We start from the raw sequence: 23,106 nt of genomic DNA, 5'->3' as shown, positions 1-23,106 counted from the left end.
CAACATACCTATTATTTGGCACCAGTAACTAATTTTATAAATCAAATAAATATGTCACTCGCAAATTAATAAAAAAGGCAAAAAAAGTCGTTATTTTGAAATAAAGATCACTAAGCCTTTGTTGACCTTGGCGTTTCATTAAAATGTCGCTTGTACTCACGACTAAACTGTGATGGGCTCGTGTACCCGACCAGTCTCGCGGCATCATTAACACGTCGCCCCTCCAACTGGATTAACTCGCGCGCTTTATTAAGTCGAACTTTCTTAATGTATTGCAACGGAGATTCAAGCGTGACATTGCGAAAAGCTTGATGGAAAGCAGACACACTCATATTGGCTTCTTCTGCCAATGTTTGTACGCTCAACTGTTCATGGTACGCTTGATGAACACGATTCAGTGCTTTGGCCACTCTAGCGTAAGAGCCTTCTTGGTGTGCTAAGTCAAATAAAACATACCCTTCTTTGCTTACCAAAGTGCGATAAACAATTTCCTCAAGAAGTAGATCACCGAGCATGACAACATCAAGCTCATTACACAACGCGCTCATTAGTCGCTTGCATGCATCCAGCATACCTTCGCTCATGCGTACCGATTTAAGGCCGCAACGGGTAGCATCCAGACACTTATTACTGAATTTCTCAGCCTCAAGTTTTTTAACGAGCTTATGAAGAAGCGTTGGCGAAATATCTATCGAGATGCCAAGTAAAGGCTCATTGTTTGTCGCAAACGCTTCGCACTCCAGGGGCATGGGAACTCCTACAACAAGGTAATCATCGGGCCCATATTGGACAGGTGTATCACCAATATGAATGTTCTTATGTCCTTGACCTAAAACAATAATGCCAGACTGATAGACAAACGGCTGTCGATGATTTCCTTTGCTACTGCGATAAAACCATACGCCATCTATTGCGGTTTTCTTCATACCTTCTAAGTCATGCAGTCCCTGCTTTTCAACATATTGCTGCATGATATCTGCGAGAGTGTGCATTAGAGCGCTCCATCAATGACCAACGAGTTTGGTCTCTATTATTATTGTGAGCACTATACTTCCTCTCAACTTTAACTTTCTAGTTCAAGAGCATTAATTTTGTAGAAATAGGCAAATTATTTGCAGAAATCGACCTGTTAACGAACGTTAATCAGGACTAATATGCACGTATTCAATCTCCTTTACTGGAAGCAAGAGGGCTAATAATGAACTTTTCTTATGTAAACCCAACCAAGATTTTCTTTGGTCAAAAACAAATCGCTGCAATCAAAGAAGCTATCCCATCCGACCAAAAAGTTTTAGTGGTATACGGCGGTGGCTCAATTAAAAAAAATGGCGTGTACGACCAAGTCTCAGAAGCACTAGAGGGACATGAATGGCTAGAGTTTTCTGGTGTTGAACCCAACCCAACCAAAGAAACGCTCGATAAAGCGGTCGCAATGGTAAAAGAACATGGTGTTGACTTTATTCTTGCTGTAGGTGGTGGTTCAGTCATTGATGGCTCTAAATACGTAGCAGCAGCATCTAAGTATGATGGTGATGGCTGGGATATCATGATTGGTAAACACCAAGTCACTGAAGCGACGCCTCTAGCTGCAATTTTGACATTGCCAGCAACAGGCTCAGAGTCAAACATGGGCGCAGTTATCACTAAAAAAGAAACTCAAGACAAACTTCCGTTCATGTCTCCAGCAGTACAGCCTAAATTTGCTGTGTTAGACCCAGATGTAATGAAAACATTGCCAGAACGCCAGTTGATCAACGGCATTGTTGACGCGTGGGTGCACGTATGTGAGCAATACTTGACGCTTCCTACCGGCGCAATGGTTCAAGATGGTTATGCAGAAACACTGCTGAAAACCTTAAAAACACTCGGAGAACAGTTTGCCGAGCGAGACGACGATATGTGGCGCGCAAACTTAATGTGGTCTGCTAACCAAGCATTGAACGGGTTAATTGGTAGTGGCGTTCCACAAGACTGGGCGACACATATGATCGGCCATGAATTAACGGCTCTATGGGGCGTCGATCATGCACGTTCTCTTGCAATCGTCCAACCATCGCTACTTCGCAACCAAATGCAATTTAAACGTCCTAAACTAGAGCAAATGGGTCGCAACGTATTTGGACTTGAAGCTGGAGACGATCTTGCTGAACGTACCATCGAAGCGATCGAAGCGTTTTATCATCAACTTGATGTCGCAACTAAGCTAGAAAACTATGGTGAAAGTCGTGAACAAGCGATCGATGCCATCATCGAACAACTCAATAAACACGGAATGACCGTTCTCGGTGAAAACCAGGCGATTACTCTTGAACGTAGTCGTGAAATTTTAGAGCTCGCTGTTGCCTAACAGCAAAAACAGTTCACTGCCCTTTCTAGGGTTTAACGGTATTGTGACTTAACGGTCACAATACCGTTTTTTTATGCTATTTTGTAAGCTTCATCACGTTCAAATTCGGGAACTCCTCAAAATAACGATTAATCCCTACAAACTCATTGATCGTGTAGGTCAGTAAAGAGACAACTGTCCAGCTTTACACAAACAAAAATAAAATTGAATTCAAAGGTCTAACTTACTCATTTAATGGACCTTTTATTTGTTGTAGTTATCCACTACATTAGCTTGTCTGTTCGAGAATCCATTTTATGTGGCTAGTTGTTGTCGTATTAGCATTCATACATATCATCAGTATCCGTAAAGGTCCTAAGTGGGTCTTCTACGTATCCAAACCATTACCAGTGCTCTGTATGTTAGGAATTTTAATCCAGTCTCCTGCCTATCATATGCCATATACGCATTGGATTTTGATTGGCTTATCGCTCTCGTTGCTTGGTGATCTACTATTAATGCTCCCTAGAGATAAGTTTATTACCGGATTAGTGCTCTTCTGCTCTGCCCATCTTTCCTATAGCTACGGTTTTACCATCATGTCCGCTTGGCATTTTACGCCTTGGCTCCCTATTGCTTTATTTGGACTCGGTGTATGTTTCTATTGGTTGTTTCGACCGGACCTTGGTCAAGAAAAGCTCCCGGTTGCCAGTTACATATTGGTATTGATGACCATGTGTTGGGCTGCTATCGAGTATTATTTGAGTGGAAAAACACAATCGTCCTCGTTTGCAGTGCTCGGAAGCTTTATCTTCATCGTTTCTGGTACCGTCTTAGCTTTTGAACGCTTTCGGGGGACGATCCGTATTTTCGCGACAAGTCGTCATGGTGACCTACTATTCCGCACAAACATTGATGGTAATGTCCGTTGTTGCCATCGTAGTTCGTTATCCGTATCTCAGTTGAACTGACTTATTAGTAATAGCTTTTGTGCCTAATTCTTAAAACATCACTTTATCAAGCACTAAAGTGAGCAGGTTCTTAATCTTAGAACCTGAATATAAGCTTGTTCTTAATGAAATAATGCGCACAACTTGCTATTGTAGAAGGATATTTTTCCTTTATAGCGTGCCCCTTTGAAAGAGAACACTCCTGTTGTTGAATTTAGCAACGTAAACAAGTGGTATGGCGATTACCACGCTCTAAAAGATATCAACTTCTCCGTAAATTCTGGCGAGATCGTCGTGGTGTGTGGCCCTTCTGGTTCAGGAAAATCAACGCTCATTCGTTGCATCAACCATCTTGAATCGATTCAAGAAGGCCAGCTTCATGTATTCGACCAGCCTTCTCACGCAAAATCTCTCAAGCCCGGTAAAATCGGCATGGTGTTCCAGCACTTCCACCTTTTTCCTCATTTGACTGTACTGGAAAACCTCACCTTAGCGCCGATTCGCACACTCAAATTGTCAAAACAAGAAGCTGAAAAACGCGCACGACATTACCTAAAGCGAGTCAACATTGAAGAGCAAGCGAGCAAGTACCCTATCCAGCTTTCTGGCGGTCAGCAGCAACGCGTCGCGATTGCCCGCTCCTTATGCATGGAACCGAACTTGCTCCTGTTTGACGAACCAACTTCGGCGCTTGATCCGGAAATGATCAATGAAGTGTTGGATGCCATGGTTGAGCTGGCACAAAGCGGAATGACGATGATTTGTGTCACGCACGAAATGGGATTTGCCAAAAAAGTAGCGAACCGCGTGGTATTTATGGATGAAGGCCAAATCCTGGAAATGAACTCACCGATCGCCTTATTTGAGACGCCACAGCATCCACGAACCCAAGCATTTTTGAACCAAATTTTAAGTTACTGATGATAGTTCGCGTAATCAAACCCGTCCTTCAAGCTTTACTGCAAATGATGCTCCTCTTCATCGCGATTGTGTGGGTGTTGGACTCTGGTGCCGATGCTATGGGCTATCAATGGCAATGGGAACGCGTGCCTGATTACATCGCTTTTTATGAAGATGGAGAATGGTGGCCCGCAGAACTTATCGATGGGCTATTGGTCACGCTTAACATCTCGGCCATTAGTCTATTCTTCACCTTAGTGTTGGGGTTGGTCACCGCGTTACTAAGGCTTAGCGATTCGAAAGTCGGCAATGTTATTGGCACCACTTATGTCGAGGTAATACGTAACACGCCGTTGTTGGTGCAAATCTATTTGCTCTATTTCGTGTTTGGCCCCGTGATTGGTTTGGACCGATTCAGCACCGCCGTTTTGGCTTTGTCCCTTTTTCAAGGTGCTTACACTGCAGAAATATTCCGCGCAGGTTTAAACAGTATTCCTAAAGGGCAATTCGAAGCATCACAAACACTCGGGTTATCACCGTTTTACACTTACAAAGACGTAATTTTGCCCCAGGTTTTACAGCGCACATTACCGCCATTGACCAATGAAGTGGTTTCTTTGATCAAAAACTCTTCCATTGTGAGCGTGATGGCGATTTTTGATTTAACAACACAGGCACGCAACATCGTCTCTGAGACGGCGATGCCGTTTGAAATTTGGTTTACCGTGGCAGCAATTTATCTTGCTCTCACTCTATCACTTTCTGGCTTGTCTGCATGGCTAGAACACAAACTCGGAGCCAGTTGGCGCAAATTATAAGGAGATAACATGAAGTTATTCAAAGCGACCATTACTGCATTATTAGGGCTAGCCATCGCTATGCCTACAATCGCGAAAGAAGATGTTGCCACACCCAATGTAGATCAAATCAAAGAACGAGGCACTTTGCGCGTTGGTATGTCAACATTTGTACCTTGGGCAATGCGCAACAAGCAAGGTGAGTTAATCGGTTTTGAAATCGATGTGGCCAAACGCTTAGCACAAGATTCAGGTTTGAAAGTGGAATTTGTACCGACTGCATGGGATGGCATTATTCCCGCACTACTGGCGAAAAAGTTCGACGTGATTATCGGTGGCATGTCGGTCACGCCTGAGCGTTCCAAAAGCGTGTTGTTTACTGAGCCCTACTCGCACTCTGGAGTTCAAGTGGCAGCGAACAAAGAGCTGGCTTCAGGTTTTAGCGAATTCTCCGATTTTGACTCACGACGCGTAAAAATAGCGGCTCGTCGCGGTGCGTTCACCGTTCAAGTAGCCAGAGAAACCTTCCCGAAAGCGAAGATTCTGCAATTTGATGATGACGCTCAAGCGTTCCAAGAGGTGCTGAATGGTAACGCCCATGCGGTCATCGCTTCTAGCCCAAAACCAGAGCATGAGACAGTGAAACACAGCGACAAACTATTCCTTCCATTCTCCGAGCGACTCTCAAAAGGTAACGAAGCCTTTGCGGTTCGCCTAGGAGAAGAAGATAAAAAAGCCTTTTTCAATAAATGGATTGAAGAAAGAACCCAAGATGGATGGTTAAAACAGCGTTATGAATACTGGTTCTCGACATTAGATTGGCAAGATCAAGTCGCGCGAGGCCAGTAATCTAAATGGCTCGTGGTCTTCGCGAGCCTATACTTTCCAATCATCCATTTTACTTTTTCATCATCTATCGGAGTCAAATTTTTGGGCGAACAAACCACCACTCGCACAGTACCCACTAATTCCAACACAGGTTCCTTTCTATCGCGGTTAAACACGCTAGATTGGGTACTGCTTATTATCTGTGGTATTGGTGGCGTTTGGCTGTACCATCGCTCCACTGTTGGTGTGCATTATTTGTGGCAGTGGAAAGAGGCGTTTGAACTACTTTTTACGCCCAGAGCCGATGGTGGTTTGCCCTACTTCTTCCAAGGTTTGATTTCGACGTTAAGGCTCAGTATTTGGAGCATCAGCTTCGCGTTAGTACTTGGCACGTTGCTAGGCTTAGCGCGCTTCTCTCGCTCCGTTTGGTTGCGCACACCTGCAAACACATTTATCCAGTTGGTAAGAAACATCCCACCGTTGGTTTTTGTTTTTATTTTCTACTTTTTCATTTCTAACCAGTTGATCCCGTTACTCGGTTTGGAAGATATTCTACGAAACTATAACAGCGAACCAAATGCGCTACAGAGCTTTCTTTTTGGGCCTTATAACCTTTGGGAAAATCTTGCCTCTGGCGTGTTATGCGTCGGCCTACTATCTTCTGCCTACGTTGCAGAAGTGGTGCGTGCAGGTTTACAAAGTATCGACCAAGGACAGTGGGAAGCGGCAGATTCATTGGGCTTGTCTCGGTGGGTGAAATACCGATTCGTTATCGCGCCGCAAGTGCTCAAAGTCATCACCCCAGCACTTGCAGGTCAAACCATCTCTCTAGTGAAAGACACCTCCATCGTTTCGCTAATTTCTATACAAGAAATGACTTTCGTTGGGACAGAGATGGCAAACTCATCAGGATATATCTTTGAAATTTGGCTGATTGTCGGCCTTGCTTACTTTTTGATTTGTTTCGGGTTGTCACTTACTTTTCGCTACATTGAAGCAAAATCGGAATCCATTTCAAATTAACTCAACCGTATATGTAATTAGACACATTTGAATCTTCAAATCAGAATTGCATCCTGTTACATTGAAAAGATGCTAAATTTTCGGCGTTTTTCATGGAGTTAAAGAATCAATCGGACTACGAGCGATACATTAAGCAAGATAATCTTGGTGAATATTACGTAGTTCTCAATCAATTCACTTTTCACAGTGTTTATCAGCCGATTTTTGATAAGCACCAGCGTATTATTGGAATGGAAGCTCTACTGCGAATTCGTGGCATTGATGGTTCGTTAATTCGTCCTGATGTATTTCTGGCCAACAATGGCCTCGATCCCTACTTTCGATTGTGTGTTGAGTTTTTATCCAGAGCAATGCACATTCGAAATTTTGCACGCTGTTTCGCAGGAACGCCTATCAAACTGTTTCTCAATGTCATGCCTCAAACCCTACTCACCCTAACCAAAGACATGGGCTTTAAAGACAACGGCCTGCTTTACAAGCGCCTTTCCGAACTTGGTATGAGCCCTTCAGACGTGGTGTTTGAAGTAGTCGAAGAGTCATGCGGTGATACTGATTTACTGATCAAAGCCGTGCAGTTAATGAGAGCGAATGGCTTTATCTTTGCTATCGATGATTTTGGCGCTCAACATTCTGATATCGCACGTGTTCAGCAGCTCTGCCCTGACATCATAAAAATCGATCGCTCCTATCTACTTGATTACTGCGCCGGAGAAACCTTTTCCATACATAGCGCCGTTGAGCTCGCGGCTCATATGGGAGCAAAAGTGATCATAGAAGGGGTAGAAGAAGACGTGCAGCTGCAAGCGATGTATCAACTTGATTTGGATTATTACCAAGGCTTTTACTTAGGTAAGCCTTGCGCCATTCATCACTGGACCGATAGCCTAAACATTGAGACGACAGTGCATTGACACTGCCCCCTTACAATACAGTAAAACCCAAAAAGCGCCGATATATACTCGGCGCTTTTTGGGTTTTGCTTGGCGATGACCTGCTTAGTTAGGTATTAATTTGCTTAGAAAAAGTCAATAGAGTTACGTCCGCTCTTCGGATCACGAGTCGCTTGCGGCTTTTCAGCTTTCTTACCTTTCTTCGCCGATTGCGACAGCGCGTTTTGTTGTGCTTTACGCTCTTTATGCGCTGCTTTTCGGCCTGTTGACTTAGGTCCAGAGCCTTTAGCAGGCTTGCTTTGGCGAGATTTCTCTTTACGTGCGGATTGCGCTTCTTTCTTCGCTTTCTTTTCCGCTTTTTGCTCTGCCGTTTCAGGTTCAGTTACCGGCGCATCGCAAACCACAACATAATATTCCTGGTTAAACTCAAAAAAGTCACCATCATACATCTTGCGGCGCTTACGTGTTTCTAGCTCACCATTCACCGCGACGTAACCTTCTTCGATGATATGCTTTGCTTCGCCGCCACCGCTGACCAAGTTCGCGATTTTAAAAAGCTTGTACAGTTCGATCGGATGCGCATCAACGTCGATGCCAATCGCTTCGATCTCAATCTCTTCGCCTTCTAAATACTCTTCGTGGTCGTAATCTTGGGTCATGTTACTTACTCTTACTATTTGATGCCCTGAAGTTTAAACGCAATGCTTAAAAATAGAAACCTCTGCCGATGCTCAATCACCGATTAGCCTTGGCATTTGAGTACCTCTTAACCCATTTAACTTGCTGCTCGTTAGCTTGTATGTCGAGGCTTGGTTCAAACGAAGCTGCAATTACGCAGTCTGAAGGTATATACTCTTCAAGTTATTGTTGAAAAGAGCGAATACTTTGTCTCAACCAAGCAGAATTACCTTTGTCACGGCTAACTTGTTTAATTTTGTCGCACCTCCTGATGCCTACTATGATTTCGAAAACATCTACTCGTTAGAGCAATGGCAAGACAAACTTGCTTGGACGCAACGTCAAGTTGAAAAACTGGAAGGCGACGTGATTGGCTTACAAGAAGTGTTCAGTATCGAGAAGACTCAGGCATTCTTTTCAACCATCGGCTACCCCTACTTTGCGACCGTTGACACCCCACATGTAGAGGATGAGTACATTTACTCAAGCCCTGTTGTGGCAATCGCATCTCGGTTTCCAATAGAAAAAGTACAAGCGGTAGAGTTTGACTTAGCAACGCTTGAGCTTTTTGGAGTGAGTGTTGCTCCAGAGTTCAGTCGCAAACCTATCTATGCCCAAGTCATACATCCTGTACTCGGTCATATCGCCGTTTACGTGACGCACCTAAAATCTCAACGCCCAGCCGACTCAGAACAACCAGAAACGTCTAGCACGATTATTGGGCGCTGGTTATCCACCCAGCAAAGAGGTTGGGAAGCAGCGATGTTAAGAGACGCGATGCAAAAAAGGTATAGAAAGGAGCCAATGCCAACGGTGTTAATGGGTGATATGAATCAACCTATCACTCCAACCAGTGTTAATAGCGCATTGGTATCCAATACTGGTGACAGTGTCACTGAATTGCAACTCAAAGATGGATGGTCATTACAAAGTGACGCTCTGAAGGATGAACGCCCCGCTACGCATTATCATTTTTCCACTGGGAATGTGCTCGACTATATCTTGCTCTCTCAAGAGTTTGACACCTTATCAGATATATCGGTTGCCGAGGTTGTTGATTATCAGGTGTCTAACCAACATCTGATCAACCCGATTTATGACAGAGATAAAAACGCCAGCGACCACGCATTTGTGGCGCTGACGGCTGAAGTAAAGCTTTGAGTAACCTATTTAGTAACTTAGTGGCGTTTAACGATTTTACGCGGGATAAGTTCTACGCCAGGCTTGTAACGTTTGGCGGAAGCGTTGAGCGCTAACTCCATTGCACTGTCCGCGATCAACTCAAATTGTTGAGGTAAAGAGTTGATTTTCACTGGCAAGAAGTCCAGCAGTCGATTATCACCAAACGTCGCTAGGCGAACTTTGCTCATGAGTTCTGGCTTTTCGAGCATCACATCCAACACACCTTCTAACAGTGTGTATGACGTTGTGACAATGGCATCTGGCAGCTCGTTCTCTGCTAGCCATCTCTCTAAGACTTTCTTGCCTTCTTCTCGGGAGAAGTGCTGCCCATAACCCACTGTTGCCGTTTTGCCACCTTGTTGAGAAGCGGATCGAAAACCGAGCTCACGCTCTTTTGAAACTTGAAGATCTTGCAATGCGCCGATTAAGCCAATGGACTTTATATCCTCGGACAGTACTGACTGAGTGAGTTCAAGTGCGGCGTCAAAATCTTCGCTGATGACACAACAAAAGTGCTCATCATCCATTGGGCGGTCTAGCGCGATAACTGGCGTACCAGAATTTTGCAACTTAAGATAATACTCGTTTGCAGTGGGCATACCACTTGCCACAAACAACGCATCAATGCGACGACTGACTAACGCTTCCGCCACCTTTTGCTCTGTATCAGGATCATCATCAGAGCAGCCAATTAAAATTTGGTACCCTGCTTTACGCGAGTTTTGCTCAATCAGTTTTGCAAGACGCGCATAACTGGTGTTTTCTAAGTCTGGGATGATAAGCCCAAATGAGCGTGAATTACCTGCTCGCAAAGAAGACGCCGCATGATCTGGCTTATAATTGTATTCTTCTACAACGGCCATCACTTTCTTCTGAGTCTTCTCGCTGATGCGGTATTTCTGCGCTTTTCCGTTAATCACATAGCTTGCAGTTGTCTTAGAAACGCCTGCTAATTTGGCTATTTCATCCAGTGTCATATTCTAAACCTTATTCTGTGCGCGCGATCATATTAATACATCAGCGATCTTTCGATAAGTTGAATTATAAGCTGAACCGATTCAGTATAAAAGCTGAAAGGATTCAGCAAAACTTAAAAATTGACGTAAATCACCTGAATACACAACAAACCAATTTGTAGGCTAGGCTATAGGACAGCGCCAAAGACTCATTTGTTAACGTCAGTTTTTAAAATAGTTTTTCTGAGTCTTTTAAAAAATTTACCAATAAGCTGAATCGATTTAGCTTGAAAGATAGAATGGTTTGAGGAGTGATAAGCGCTCAGCAGAAGCAGCGTTCAACTTCTCACACAGAATACATTTTTAAATTGATACCTTAAGGCTGGAGAAGCACCATGCTTAAGCTAAATAAGAACGACATTACCCTCTCGCAATCAGCGACAGATAAGTTTGAAGCAATAAAGAGTATTGCTCATAGCCTGACTGATAAAGGCCTTGTTGAACAAGGTTATGTGGAAGGCATGCTAAACCGTGAAAACCAAAACTCAACGTTTTTGGGGAACGGTATTGCCATCCCGCACGGCACGACTGACACTCGCTCAATGGTGAAAACAACGGGTGTTGCTGTGCACCACTTTCCACAAGGTGTCGACTGGGGCGATGGTAACACGGTATTCGTCGCTATCGGCATTGCAGCTAAATCTGATGAGCACCTTGGCATTCTTAAACAGCTAACGAAAGTGCTAGGCGCTGACGGCGTAGAAGAACGCCTACGTAATGCAAAAAATGAAGACGAGATTATTGCCCTGCTCCACGGTGATGTTCAGCTTGAAGCAGACTTTGACGCTTCTTTAATTCAACTTATGTTCCCTGCGAGCGATATGCTACAAATGAGTGCTGTTGCTGGTGGTCTTTTGAAAAACACGGGCTGTGCTGATAACGAGTTCGTCGCAGATCTCGTTACCAAAACACCAACTCACTTAGGTAATGGCCTTTGGTTAATTGGCAGTGACAAACATGTAACTCGCACAGGCGTGTCATTTGTCTCGACGGCAAACGACTGCGAATATGAAGGTCAAAAAGTGCGTGCACTTGTCGCGTTTGCGGCATGTAACAATGCTCACCAGCCTATCCTAAAAACGCTTTCTAATATTGTGTTTAACAATGAGCACGGCAAGCTTTTAGATGCATCAGTAGAACAGATTCTTGCTTTGTTTAAAAGTGAAGAAGCCACAGCCGCATCTTCAGAAGAAGGCAATACCGCTGTATTTAAAATCAAAAACTCTCATGGTTTACATGCTCGTCCGGGTGCAATGTTAGTGGCGGAAGCGAAAAAATTTGAATCCACCATTCGCGTTGCCAACCTAGACGGTGATGGCAAAACAGTAAACGCGAAGAGCCTAATGAAAGTCATTGCGCTTGGGGTTAAGCACGGCCATCAACTTCAATTCACTGCGGAAGGCCCTGATGCACCAAAAGCCTTGGAGTCTATCGGGAATGCTATCGCTTCTGGCCTTGGTGAAGGTTAAGGAGCCGATATGACGAACAAAACAAGTAAAGTTGTCACTATTACGCTCAACCCGGCATTGGATTTAACAGGTTCAGTAAATGAGCTAAACGTTGGTTCCGTGAGCCTAGTGCAGCAAAGCAATCTCCATGCTGCAGGTAAAGGTGTCAACGTAGCAAAAGTGTTGAGCGATTTAGGCGCAGATGTCACGGTTACCGGCTTTCTTGGTAAAGATAACCCTGAGCTATTCCATCAGCTTTTCAATGACATCGGCGTTAAGAATGAGTTTATAGAAGTACAAGGTGCCACTCGTATCAACGTCAAGCTCGTGGAGGCTAGTGGCAACGTTAGTGACATTAACTTCCCTGGTGTTCAAGTAACGGCTGACGAAATTGCTCGCTTTGAGGAGACGCTATTCCGTCTCGCAGAGACTCACGATTACTTTGTGCTTGCGGGTAGCTTACCTGGTGGCGTAACCGCCGAACAATGTGCTGCGTGGATAAAAGCACTGCATCAACAAGGCAAAAAGGTGTTGTTCGACAGCAGTAAAGCCGCATTGAAATCAGGTATTGAGGCTCACCCATGGTTGATTAAGCCTAACGATGAAGAACTTGGTGATTTTGTCGGCGAACACCTAGAAACACCAGAACAATGCCAAGCCGCCGCGCAAACACTCAGTGACAAAGGCATCGAGAACATCGTGGTTTCCATGGGCGCTGACGGTGTGATGTGGCTAAACCAAGGCGAATGGCTTCGTGCACAACCCCCTCGAATGAATGTGGTAAGCACCGTTGGCGCTGGCGATACGCTAGTTGCTGGCTTGTGTTGGGGTCACATGCAACTGATGCCGAAAAACGATTTATTGCGCTTCGCTACAGCACTTTCTGCCTTGGCAGTTAGTCAAGTCGGCGTAGGGCTAACCAGTCAGGAAGAACTGGAGAACATCAAGCAGCAAACTGAAGTTAGCGAGCTTTACCCTATTACAAACTTAGAACAAAACTAAGGAACAGAAGGTTATCGTATGAATATTGCCATTATTACTGCCTGTCCGAGCGGTGTTGCAAATAGCATCCTTGCGGCAGGGTTACTAGAACAAGCAGCCGCAAAATTAACCTGGAATGCAAAAATCGAATGTCAATCAAGTGTGGTTGAACCTACACTGCTGACGGAAGCTGACGTTGAACAAGCAGAAGTCATTATCATTGCGGCAAATACTAGCGTGGATACTTCTCGTTTCGTAGGGAAAAAGGTTTACCAAGCGGAAATCAGCGCAGTAGCAAAAGACGCAACTACGTTTCTCCAGCAAGCGGTTGAAAACGCCACTTTACTTGAAAAAGCAACCACACTTGCAGCCCCTATCACTCCTGAAGCAACATCAGCAGCGAAGAAAATTGTCGCAATCACCGCTTGTCCTACTGGCGTTGCGCATACCTTTATGGCAGCAGAAGCGCTAGAAGAAGAAGGCAAACGCCGTGGCCATCAAATCAAGGTGGAAACTCGTGGTTCAGTTGGTGCGAAAAACCAACTGACAGATCAAGACATCGCAGACGCTGATCTAGTGATCATTGCTGCCGATATCGAAGTGCCACTTGATCGCTTCAACGGCAAAAATATGTACCGCACGAAAACAGGCCCAGCTCTGAAGAAAACAGCCGAAGAGATGGACAAAGCATTCGAGCAAGCCACGATTTACCAACATTCAGGTTCTGCAAATTCTGCTTCGGCAACAGACGAGAAGAAAGGCGCTTACAAACACTTGATGACAGGGGTATCGCACATGCTGCCTGTGGTTGTCGCTGGTGGTTTGATCATCGCCCTATCGTTCGTGTTTGGCATTGAAGCATTTAAAGAAGAAGGCACGCTAGCTGCAGCATTGATGAACATTGGTGGTGGCTCTGCATTCGCATTGATGATTCCTGTGCTTGCGGGTTACATCGCGTTCTCAATTGCTGACCGTCCGGGTCTGGCTCCTGGTCTTGTTGGCGGTATGCTAGCAAGTTCAACGGGTGCTGGTTTCCTAGGAGGTATCGCAGCTGGCTTCATTGCCGGTTACGCAGCGAAGCTCCTTGCGGACAAAGTAAAACTCCCACAATCGATGGAAGCGCTTAAACCAATTCTGATCATTCCATTTGTGGCAACACTGTTCACAGGCCTTGTGATGATCTACATCGTAGGTGGCCCAGTTTCAGGCATCATGAACGGCCTGACTGATTTCCTAAACAACATGGGATCTGACAGTGCAGTTCTGCTAGGTATTATCCTTGGTGCGATGATGTGTTTCGACCTAGGTGGCCCGGTCAACAAAGCCGCTTACGCATTTGGCGTCGGTCTATTGGCTTCGCAAACTTACGCGCCAATGGCAGCAATCATGGCTGCTGGTATGGTTCCTGCGCTAGGTATGGGTTTAGCGACCTTCATTGCGAAGAACAAATTTGAACAAAATGAACGTGAGGCTGGTAAAGCATCATTTGTATTGGGCCTGTGTTTCATCTCTGAAGGCGCAATTCCATTTGCCGCCAAAGATCCAATGCGTGTGATTCCATCTTGTATGGCAGGTGGCGCGCTTACTGGTGCCCTATCCATGCTGTTCGGTGCAAAATTAATGGCACCACACGGCGGTCTGTTCGTACTGTTAATCCCTAACGCCATTTCACCAGTGTTAATGTACTTAGTGGCCATCGCAGCTGGTACAGCAGTAACTGGCTTTACTTACGCTTTCTTAAAAAGCAAAGCAGAAGCCAAACAAGAAGTCGCGGCATAAACAGAATTACTCCGCTTAACAATGCCACCCTCGAATTTGGCATTCAGCACCTCCCTTTAATTCCGGTTAAGGGAGGTGTTTTTTATTCCGCAGCCGGAACGGCAACAATGTCTACTTCCCCACTGTTCATATCCACCGTCGCTTTATAAGTACTATGCGGATCACCGTAATGTTTAAAGGTGAAGTGGTATACATTGGCCGGCGTCCACAAAGTTTTCGAATCAGCGGGCATAATGTCATAGCCATCTTGCTGATAAAGCTCTGTCGCCATTACATTCGCAATTGCCGCCTGCTGGTTTGAGTCACGATCCACCTTTGGCTCCAAAGAAGGGTTACTCGGGTAAGATTCACCGTTGTAACTCATGAGTCGATATGAGCCATTACTCCAAACGATGAAATCTTGCCAGCCATTGCTGTAACTGTCGGCTAGTACAATAGGCGTGCGAGTGACAGACATTCGATTGATAACGTTCCCCTCATTATCAAACATATAAGCTGCACAACCACCGCTGCCACAGAAATAACGGTCTTGTAGCAATACAATGTGTTCTGCATTGCCATCGCTGTTTAAGTCGGCGCTACCCGATATATAACGTAGATTGTCTTGTTCGAGTGAAAGCCCTTCAGGCGCTAAAACCTTGTTATTAATCCAGTTGGAGATGACTTCAGTGCTAACGCTGTTGATTTTAGGAACGGCTTGCTTAGCCTCTTCTGTAGTCATACTCTCTATCGTAGTACAGCCGACCAAGGTGAAAGAACCGACGAAGAAGAGTCCGTGTAATACGCGCTTGTTCATGTTATCTCGCTCTTTGATGTATCGTTCCATCAGTATACGCATGATTTGCATTGCATTCGTAAGAAAATCATTAGAATCAAGTAAATGAATGGATTGGTGTACATTGGTAAGATCAAAAAAGCCCTGAAGAAGACCTTCAGGGCTAGGCAGGAAGCTGGCAAATAGCCAGGAGTCCCTATGCAGTGGTCGGTTTTACCCTAAACAGAATCGCAAACATTACTGGCACTACAATCAGTGTCAGCACTGTAGCAAAACCAAGACCTGCCATAATCGTTATTGCCATCGATCCAAAGAAGGCATCGAAGACGAGTGGAATCATCCCCAAGATGGTCGTCAGAGCAGCCATACTTACCGGACGAACACGACTGATCGCACTATCGACAATCGCGAGGTAAGGCTCTTTCCCTGATTCCAACTCAAGGTTAATTTGATCAAGCAACACAATACCGTTTTTCAAAATCATGCCACTTAGGCTCAGCAAACCAAGGAACGCTGTAAAGCTGAACGGCATATTAGTGGTAAGCAAACCAAAGGCAACACCAATGATCGCCAACGGCACGGTGAACCAAATGACCAACGGCTTTTTAATTGAGTTAAACAGCAAAATAGTAATGATGAACATCAACAAGTAACCCATCGGCAACGAACCAAACAGACCTTCTTGCGCATCTTTCGATGATTCATACTCACCACCCCATGTGATTTCGTAACCTTCTGGAATATGCAGTGCCATCACTTTAGGCTGCACACGCGCAAACAAGCTTGCCGCCGTGTCGTCGCTCAACACATCGTGGTCAGCGAGCACAGTTAACGTGCGCTTGCGGTCACGACGCTGAATTAGCGGCTCGCTCCAATCCAATTTAACGCCATCAATCACTTGGTCGACCGGAATATACGTTTGCAGTGATGGGCTCCAAATGGTCACGTTTTGTAGTGATTCAAAGTCCACGCGTTCTTCTTCAGGAAGGCGCGTCATAATTGGCAACGTGTGTGTACCATCACGTAAGTAACCCAACGTGCTACCACCAAACGCCATTTGCAGTGTGCTTGAGAGATCTTCTTTCGAAATGCCCAAGCGACGAGCTTTAGACTCATTGAAAACAGGCACAAGCTCCTTAGTACGCTCTCGCCAATCGTGACGAATGTTTCGGGCACCAGGGTCGGTATGAAGGATGTCTTCAACTTGCACCGCTAAATCACGCAAAACTTGTGGGTCAGGACCAGTAATACGCGCTTCGATCTTAGACGCTGGTGAAGGGCCAAATTCCATCAATTTAAATTGAAATGTCGGTGCATCAAACGTCTTCGCAAGGTTAGCGTCTAACTTGTGCAACAAACCGAACATGCTCTCACGATCAGTGGCGCGAACTTGGAACTGGGCGTACGCTTCGTAGCTTTTCTCTGGCTGGTAAGTCAGAGCGAAACGCTGCAAACCCTGCCCAATTGAAGCAGAAACAAAGTCAATATCGTCTTGCTGACGAATGTAGCTTTCCACTTCTTCGGCTTTTTTGATCGTTTCGCGGATGTCCGTACCTTCTGGCATCCACATATCAACGTAAAACATCGGCGTGTTCGATGGTGGGAAGAACTGCTGTTTTACATTACCAAATGCCACGACAGCACCCACTAATAGCGCGACCATGCCAGCAACCGTGAGCCAACGGAATCGCAGTGCGAATTTCAGCGATGCGCCAAATACAACAAACAGCCAACCTTTATAGGGATCTTCTTCGTTGGTATCTTGGCCCTTGCCCTCTTCTTTCAACAATAGATCTGCGAGGAATGGCGTCAGCGTAATAGCGGTAATCCAGCTCAAAAATAGTGAGAAACACAGCACCCAGAATAGAGAGCCCATGAACTCACCCGTTGCATCTTGCGACAAACCGATAGGTGCAAAAGCCGTAATCGCAATGATGGTTGCGCCAAGCAAAGGCCACTGTGTTTGCTTTACAATATCGACGGCCGCTTGAACTTTAGTGCGCCCTTTTTTTAGGCCAACCAAGATGCCTTCCACGACCACAATCGCGTTATCAACCAGCATACCCAGAGCAATAATTAACGCGCCAAGAGAAATACGGTGCAGCTCGATATTGTTGTAGTTCATCAAGATGAAGGTACCGAACACCGTCAATAACAGCACGACGCCAATGATGACACCACTGCGTAATCCCATCGTAAACAGCAGAACGATGATAACGATCGCCACAGCCTCTGCTAGGCTAATCACAAACGCTTTAACGGACTCATCCACTTCATTGGCTTGGTTGTAAAAGTAGTTCATATCGATGCCAGCAGGCTTGATAGACTCAAGGCTCGCAAGCTCCGCATCCAAACGTTCGCCAACCTCAACCACGTTCACACCTGACGCAAACGAGATACCGATATTAATTGCTTTTTGACCGTTAAAGAGTACGACGTTGCTTGGCTTCTCTTGGATACCACGAGAAATCGTTGCTACATCTTTTAGACGAATTAGGTTCCCAGTGTCACGACCATGAATGATCAAGTTTTCTAGCGCTTCTACGGTGTTTAAGGTACCACTTGGACGAATGACAAGGCTTTCGCCATTGACCATCACTTCCCCTGCTGAAACCACATTATTTTGTTGGTTCAACAAGCTCGCAACCACGTTCATGTCTAAGTTCAATGCCGCAAGGCGGTCAAGAGAGATCTCAACAAACAGCATTTCTTGTTGATCGCCCGTGATATCCACCTTTCCTACGCCATCAACCAGCTCGATTTCACGAGTCAGGTAATCAGCATAGCGTTTTAGCTCGACATAATCGTAATCGTCACCAGTGAGCATCAGCATTACGCCATAAACGTCACCGAAATCATCAATGATCTGCAAAGATTGTACGCCCTGAGGCAAAGTTGGTCGCAAGTCATTAATTTTACGGCGCATTTCATCCCAAATTTGCGGCAGTTCATCAGGACCATAGTCCATTTCCATACTGACCGTGATTTGAGACATACCATCAGAAGACGTAGAGGTAATTTTGTCTATGTAAGGGAGTTTTCGAATCTCTTTTTCTAAAGGATACGTCAGCTCTTCTTCAACCTCTTTCGACGTCGCGCCAGGGTATGTTGAAATGATCATGGCATCTTTAATCGTAAATGCCGGGTCTTCTAGTCGTCCAAGCTCCAAAAACGACGTTAGACCACCAACAGCAAGGATAATAATGAACAACCAGCTGATGACTTTATTTTTTATTGAGTACTCAGCAATGTTCATTATTGTTTATTCTCCACAACATCCACATGTTTACCTTCACGTAATTTACGTAGGTTTGAATTAATCAGAACGTCGCCTTGCTTAACTCCTGACGACACAATGGCTCCGTTGCCATTCACTTGGGAAATCATCACTGGCACCCGAGTGACAACGTCACCCTCTTTTTTCCATACAAAGAACTCATTCTCTTCACTGCCCGCTTGAAGCGCCGTTACTGGAATACTGTAACCATCGATGGAGGTAATCCCCGCCTTAACCATATCGACCAGAACACTGACGCTGGTTCCCGGTAGAATCTCTGCTTTTGGCTGTGGCATCGTCAAATACATTTCGTAAGTTTGAGTTTCGGAGTTAGGCTCACTTGTGTGCTCTAAATAGTCCAAAGCAAATGTGTCACTAATGCCGGAGAAGGTTGCTCTAGGCTTGTAACTCATGTTGTCTGAATTTGGGTCCACCATAGCGAGAACATTGTCGGAAAGCTCAATACGCACGTACACCAAATCGTTTTGATATAGGTTCAACACCGGCTCCCCAACTGCCACACGTTCAAAACGCTCTTTAAAAACGTCAGACACTTTACCGGCGAACGGGGCAAATAAACGGGTGTAGTTCAATTGATTGGTGGCGTTATAGAAATTAGCCTCTGCCAACTCTTTATTAGCCGTTAGCTCATCAAGCTCGGCCTTTGAGATCATCTGACGTGCGTGTAGGTCTTCGCCGCGTTTGAGCTGACGAATCGCCAGTGTATATTGCGCTTCTGCGTCATTTACGGCTTGCTTTTCTTTACTGTCATCCAACTTTGCGATCATTTGGCCTTGCTTAACAACGTCGCCCGCTTTCACCAACACGTGTTGAATTTCTCCCGCGCGGCGGAATGCCATAGGTGTTTGCTCTGCTGGTACAACTATTCCTTTAAAAGCTCGATATTGGCTTTGTACCGGCGCATCCACAGAGATAGTCGACACAAAAAGCGGCTGCTCGACGACAGCTTGGTTTTCATTTTTGCAACCCGTTAAAACTGCAAGCGCAATTGCAGAGATCGTAAATAGAGATCGTTTCATTAAATGCCTCCCTCACGAACCCAAGCTTTCACGACTTGTCCTTCGACCAGTCGCTCAACGCCAGCAACAACAACGTAATCATTGTTATCAAGCCCTGCTTTCACACCTCCAGAGGCATCAAGAGACACTGTGACTTTATTAACTTGCTGTGTGTTTCTGTCCATTACCCACACTTCGCCTTGCGTCTCTTTTTTGTTTACCCAAGCAGATTGAGGCAACGTCATCGCGTCCGATAGATGTTGTTTAGCTATGTGCACCTGCCCTGTCATACCTGTTAGCAAATTGCGATCTTCTGGTCGAGTGATGGTTACGATCGCCTCATAACTGTTGGTATCGACATTTGGCTGAGTCGAAATTTCTTTAAATTTTCCAGGGATACGTTTTCCTGGCTCGCTATCCATCGTCACCCACATATCGGAGTTTTGCAGTGACTCAAGTGATACGGATTCCGCATAACTGACTGGCAGTGTGAACGACACATCTAAGGTCGTGTTATCGATAAGATTCAGGATCTCTTGCTTCTCTGCGACCACTTGAAACGGGTTGACATAGGTGTATGACACGATGCCATCAAAAGGTGCGTGAATCTTGGTATAACTCAAATCTGTTTTGGCTTGTTCGTAGTTTGCCAATGCCGCTTTATATTGAGTTTCTTTCTGGTCGTACTCATCTGTACTAATCAGCTTTTTTCCATAAAGGTTTTTCGCGCGCTCCCATTGCGTTTTTGCTAACGCGAACTGAGCTTGAGAGGCGTCTAACGCAAGCTGAAGATCTTTAGGGTCTAACGTTGCAAGCACTTCACCTTTTTTTACCTCTTGGCCCATGCGAACAAGTAATTCATCGACCTCACCACCAACCTGAAAAGAAAGCTGTGCGCGATGTGTCGCATCAATACGCGCTAAAAAGGCATGCGAGTCTTCAACTTCTAGATCTTTCACCGCCAGTAATTTTACAGGTTTGATTAAAGGTTCAGACGGCTCGGAAATGGCTTTGTTACACCCAGTTAGCATGCCAGAGAGACTTAATGTCACCACAGCACCAACTAAAGTGCGCTTTAAATATTGTTTTCGCACCCGCTTTCTCCGTAGGTTTTATATATTACACAGTCGTGCAGTATATGCAGAATTTGAAATTGATCAACATATTTTCCAGGTGGAAAGCAAATTAATTAGTCAAAGCGTCCGGTTTCTGGTAAAAGTAAGCGCGTTGATTAATATTCGGGAAAATTCGAACTATGAATGAAAGAAAGCAGGGGCGTAGAAGTGCTGAAGCCGCAGAACAAACTAAGTGTCTGATCCTTAAGGTGGCAGCAGATATGTTTTGTGAACTTGGTTACGAGCGTGTCTCACTGCGCAATATCAGTGAAAAGGCTGGTGTTTCACATAGTTTGATCCGTCACCACTTCGGCAGCAAAGAGAAGATTTGGCAAGCGGTTAGCGACGCGATGGATGAATTCATGCAGTGCTATATGGCTGAATTAATCAATGAGATGCCTGAGAACACACCTTCGAATAGAAAAATTTATCTGTTCATGGTTCGCATGCTGGCATTTGCGCTCGTTAATCCTCACCCAGTACAGATGATCGCTGATGCTATTCGCCAAGGCGATGATGGTGCCCTGCTGCAGTATTTCTTAAAGTCAAAAGATGAGTTTGCTGCGATATTTACCGGAATTTTTGAGCAGTACAACAGTGAAAACCCTAACGCCCAATTTGATCAGTGGGAATCAAAGTGGCAGATGTTGATTTTTGCACATGGTGCAATCAGTCTTACTCCGATGATGCAAGAGACATGGCCTGACATCGCTGATAATCGCGAAAAAATGCTGATCAAACATTGGGAGCTGTTCAATACGATCATGGCGTCTCAGTTTGGGATTGCAAAAGAAGACATGATTCATCCGGAAAAACTTGAAGATATCGTTATCGACATGTGTTGTACAATCGACAAAGCGGTCGGATAAGGCTGCAGAAACTACGATAACTTCCAAGCGTATAAATAAAACCGATATACATAAAAATGCCGAGCTAGAAAGCTCGGCATTTTTGCTTGTTTCTTGCCTCGCGAATACGCGAAGAATGGCAATAATGAGTAACCTAACCGCGGTAGTAACGTTGCGGTACAAACGGCATTTTCTCAACCGTCATTGGTAGCATTTTTCCGCGCACTTCAGCGAACAATTCGGTACCAATCGCAGCAAGATCAGCACGCACATAACCCATTGAGACAGGCTTACCTGCATTTGGACCCGCAGTGCCGCTGGTGACAACGCCAATTTTAACGCCATCAGCATCAAACAATTCCGCGCCTTCACGGACTGGTGCTTTAGTTTGGCCGACCAAACCGACACGCTTGCGCGCCACATCTTTGGTCTCGATCTGCTTAAGAATAATATCCGCACCTGGGAAACCACCTTCACGTTCACCGCCGATACGACGAACCTTTTGGATGCCCCATAACAAGCTTGCTTCTACAGGCGTAGTTGTTGTGTCTAGGTCATGACCGTATAGGCAAAGACCACACTCAAGACGAAGTGAATCACGAGCACCAAGGCCAATCCATTCAACTTCCTCTTCTGCGGTCAGTTTACGTGCGAGTTCTTCTGCCTTGTCAGCAGGAACCGAGATCTCGTAACCATCTTCGCCAGTGTAGCCACTACGAGAAACAATGCATTCGGCGCCTAAAATATCGACTTTACGAATATCCATGAACAGCATGTCAGAAACTTCTGAGGCAAAACGCGCCAATACAGCTGCCGCTTTAGGACCTTGGATCGCAAGCAGAGCACGGTCTTCGATAATTTCTAACTCAACACCAGATGGCAAATGCGATTGTAGGTGTGCAATGTCTTGTTCTTTGCATGCCGCGTTCACAACCACAAAAAGATGATCGCCTAGATTAGCTACCATCAAGTCATCCATGATGCCGCCCTCTTCATTAGTGAAGAACGCATAACGCTGTTTACCAGACTCAAGATCCACAATATCCACTGGCACTAATGTTTCTAGGAACGCAGCTGCACCGTCACCAATTAGGCGAAGTTGTCCCATATGAGAAACATCAAACAGACCTGCGGCATCACGAGTGTGTAAGTGTTCCTTTTTTACGCCTAGAGGATACTGAACAGGCATATCGTAACCCGCGAACGGGACCATTTTGGCACCAACTTCAACGTGAAGTGCGTGTAGTGGTGTTTTCAGTAGTTCTTGAGTCATT

19 protein-coding genes and 1 pseudogene are annotated in these 23,106 nt (G+C 45.3%); 12 read left to right on the top strand and 8 right to left on the bottom strand.

Annotated features, from left to right (window positions below; translation table 11 throughout):
* Positions 1 to 110: 110 nt before the first annotated feature.
* A complete protein-coding gene (locus NL645_RS02600) occupies positions 111 to 992 on the bottom strand; it encodes an AraC family transcriptional regulator (RefSeq protein ID WP_053808441.1) in 882 nt (293 codons plus the stop codon).
* 206 nt (positions 993 to 1,198) lie between these two features.
* Between NL645_RS02600 and NL645_RS02595 the strand changes: the two genes are divergently transcribed.
* From NL645_RS02595 to NL645_RS02565, 7 genes and pseudogenes are all read left to right on the top strand, one after another.
* Positions 1,199 to 2,347, top strand: coding sequence for an iron-containing alcohol dehydrogenase (locus tag NL645_RS02595; protein WP_006742257.1), 1,149 nt, complete (start codon positions 1,199 to 1,201; stop codon positions 2,345 to 2,347).
* Positions 2,348 to 2,643: 296 nt separating this feature from the next.
* A pseudogene (locus NL645_RS02590) lies at positions 2,644 to 3,292 on the top strand (lysoplasmalogenase).
* 170 nt (positions 3,293 to 3,462) lie between these two features.
* On the top strand, positions 3,463 to 4,197 hold the full coding sequence (locus tag NL645_RS02585) for an amino acid ABC transporter ATP-binding protein (RefSeq protein WP_253651135.1): 735 nt from the start codon (positions 3,463 to 3,465) through the stop codon (positions 4,195 to 4,197).
* Positions 4,197 to 4,994 carry an amino acid ABC transporter permease gene (locus NL645_RS02580; RefSeq protein ID WP_182033746.1) on the top strand — a complete coding sequence of 266 codons (798 nt, stop codon included), beginning with the start codon at positions 4,197 to 4,199 and terminating at the stop codon, positions 4,992 to 4,994. The genes NL645_RS02585 and NL645_RS02580 overlap by 1 nt, the downstream gene beginning before the upstream one ends.
* A gap of 9 nt (positions 4,995 to 5,003) precedes the next feature.
* Positions 5,004 to 5,822: a transporter substrate-binding domain-containing protein gene (locus tag NL645_RS02575; protein ID WP_182018566.1), complete on the top strand. Its 819-nt coding sequence runs from the start codon at positions 5,004 to 5,006 to the stop codon at positions 5,820 to 5,822.
* Positions 5,823 to 5,903: 81 nt separating this feature from the next.
* Complete coding sequence (locus tag NL645_RS02570) at positions 5,904 to 6,824, top strand: amino acid ABC transporter permease (RefSeq protein WP_253651134.1); 921 nt, start codon at positions 5,904 to 5,906, stop codon at positions 6,822 to 6,824.
* Between the two features lie 92 nt (positions 6,825 to 6,916).
* Positions 6,917 to 7,735: an EAL domain-containing protein gene (locus NL645_RS02565; protein ID WP_046876068.1), complete on the top strand. Its 819-nt coding sequence runs from the start codon at positions 6,917 to 6,919 to the stop codon at positions 7,733 to 7,735.
* Positions 7,736 to 7,839: 104 nt separating this feature from the next.
* On the opposite strand, the gene NL645_RS02560 is transcribed toward NL645_RS02565, so the two are convergent.
* On the bottom strand, positions 7,840 to 8,373 hold the full coding sequence (locus NL645_RS02560; RefSeq protein WP_054867581.1) for an RNA-binding S4 domain-containing protein: 534 nt from the start codon (positions 8,371 to 8,373) through the stop codon (positions 7,840 to 7,842).
* 226 nt (positions 8,374 to 8,599) lie between these two features.
* Here NL645_RS02560 and NL645_RS02555 point away from each other — a divergent pair, with 226 nt between their 5' ends.
* Positions 8,600 to 9,553, top strand: a complete 954-nt coding sequence (locus NL645_RS02555) for an endonuclease/exonuclease/phosphatase family protein (RefSeq protein WP_253651133.1) — start codon at positions 8,600 to 8,602, stop codon at positions 9,551 to 9,553.
* A 17-nt stretch (positions 9,554 to 9,570) separates the two neighbouring features.
* Here NL645_RS02555 and cra read toward each other — a convergent pair whose 3' ends face one another.
* Positions 9,571 to 10,551, bottom strand: coding sequence for a catabolite repressor/activator (cra, locus tag NL645_RS02550; RefSeq protein ID WP_006742265.1), 981 nt, complete (start codon positions 10,549 to 10,551; stop codon positions 9,571 to 9,573).
* Between the two features lie 374 nt (positions 10,552 to 10,925).
* Here cra and fruB point away from each other — a divergent pair, with 374 nt between their 5' ends.
* From fruB to fruA, 3 genes are read left to right on the top strand one after another with little or no spacing between them, the layout of a single operon-like run.
* Positions 10,926 to 12,059 carry a fused PTS fructose transporter subunit IIA/HPr protein gene (fruB, locus tag NL645_RS02545; RefSeq protein WP_253644476.1) on the top strand — a complete coding sequence of 378 codons (1,134 nt, stop codon included), beginning with the start codon at positions 10,926 to 10,928 and terminating at the stop codon, positions 12,057 to 12,059.
* A 9-nt stretch (positions 12,060 to 12,068) separates the two neighbouring features.
* A complete protein-coding gene (pfkB, locus tag NL645_RS02540; RefSeq protein ID WP_253644475.1) occupies positions 12,069 to 13,040 on the top strand; it encodes a 1-phosphofructokinase in 972 nt (323 codons plus the stop codon).
* A gap of 18 nt (positions 13,041 to 13,058) precedes the next feature.
* Positions 13,059 to 14,798 carry a PTS fructose transporter subunit IIBC gene (gene fruA / locus NL645_RS02535; protein WP_253651132.1) on the top strand — a complete coding sequence of 580 codons (1,740 nt, stop codon included), beginning with the start codon at positions 13,059 to 13,061 and terminating at the stop codon, positions 14,796 to 14,798.
* A gap of 82 nt (positions 14,799 to 14,880) precedes the next feature.
* Here the strand turns inward: fruA and NL645_RS02530 are convergent, their stop codons facing one another.
* From NL645_RS02530 to NL645_RS02515, 4 genes are all read right to left on the bottom strand, one after another.
* Complete coding sequence (locus NL645_RS02530) at positions 14,881 to 15,594, bottom strand: hypothetical protein (protein WP_253651419.1); 714 nt, start codon at positions 15,592 to 15,594, stop codon at positions 14,881 to 14,883.
* A 175-nt stretch (positions 15,595 to 15,769) separates the two neighbouring features.
* Positions 15,770 to 18,829, bottom strand: coding sequence for an efflux RND transporter permease subunit (locus tag NL645_RS02525; protein WP_253651131.1), 3,060 nt, complete (start codon positions 18,827 to 18,829; stop codon positions 15,770 to 15,772).
* The gene (locus NL645_RS02520; protein ID WP_048625001.1) at positions 18,829 to 19,890 is read right to left on the bottom strand and encodes an efflux RND transporter periplasmic adaptor subunit; all 1,062 of its coding nucleotides are present in this window, start codon (positions 19,888 to 19,890) and stop codon (positions 18,829 to 18,831) included. Before NL645_RS02520 ends, NL645_RS02525 begins: the two co-directional genes overlap by 1 nt.
* Positions 19,890 to 20,963 (bottom strand): efflux RND transporter periplasmic adaptor subunit, encoded by a 1,074-nt coding sequence (locus NL645_RS02515; RefSeq protein ID WP_074190630.1) that lies wholly within the window; start codon positions 20,961 to 20,963, stop codon positions 19,890 to 19,892. The genes NL645_RS02520 and NL645_RS02515 overlap by 1 nt, the downstream gene beginning before the upstream one ends.
* A 161-nt stretch (positions 20,964 to 21,124) precedes the next feature.
* Here NL645_RS02515 and vdeR point away from each other — a divergent pair, with 161 nt between their 5' ends.
* On the top strand, positions 21,125 to 21,853 hold the full coding sequence (vdeR, locus tag NL645_RS02510) for an efflux transporter transcriptional repressor VdeR (protein WP_006742273.1): 729 nt from the start codon (positions 21,125 to 21,127) through the stop codon (positions 21,851 to 21,853).
* 133 nt (positions 21,854 to 21,986) lie between these two features.
* Here the strand turns inward: vdeR and gcvT are convergent, their stop codons facing one another.
* Positions 21,987 to 23,105, bottom strand: coding sequence for a glycine cleavage system aminomethyltransferase GcvT (gene gcvT, locus NL645_RS02505; RefSeq protein WP_253651130.1), 1,119 nt, complete (start codon positions 23,103 to 23,105; stop codon positions 21,987 to 21,989).
* Position 23,106 lies beyond the last annotated feature (1 nt).

It is taken from the genome of Vibrio sp. Y51_MX_L26, assembly GCF_024181935.1.
In the GTDB taxonomy this organism is placed as follows: domain Bacteria; phylum Pseudomonadota; class Gammaproteobacteria; order Enterobacterales; family Vibrionaceae; genus Vibrio; species Vibrio diabolicus.
This window is presented reverse-complemented; position numbering and strand designations above follow the sequence as displayed.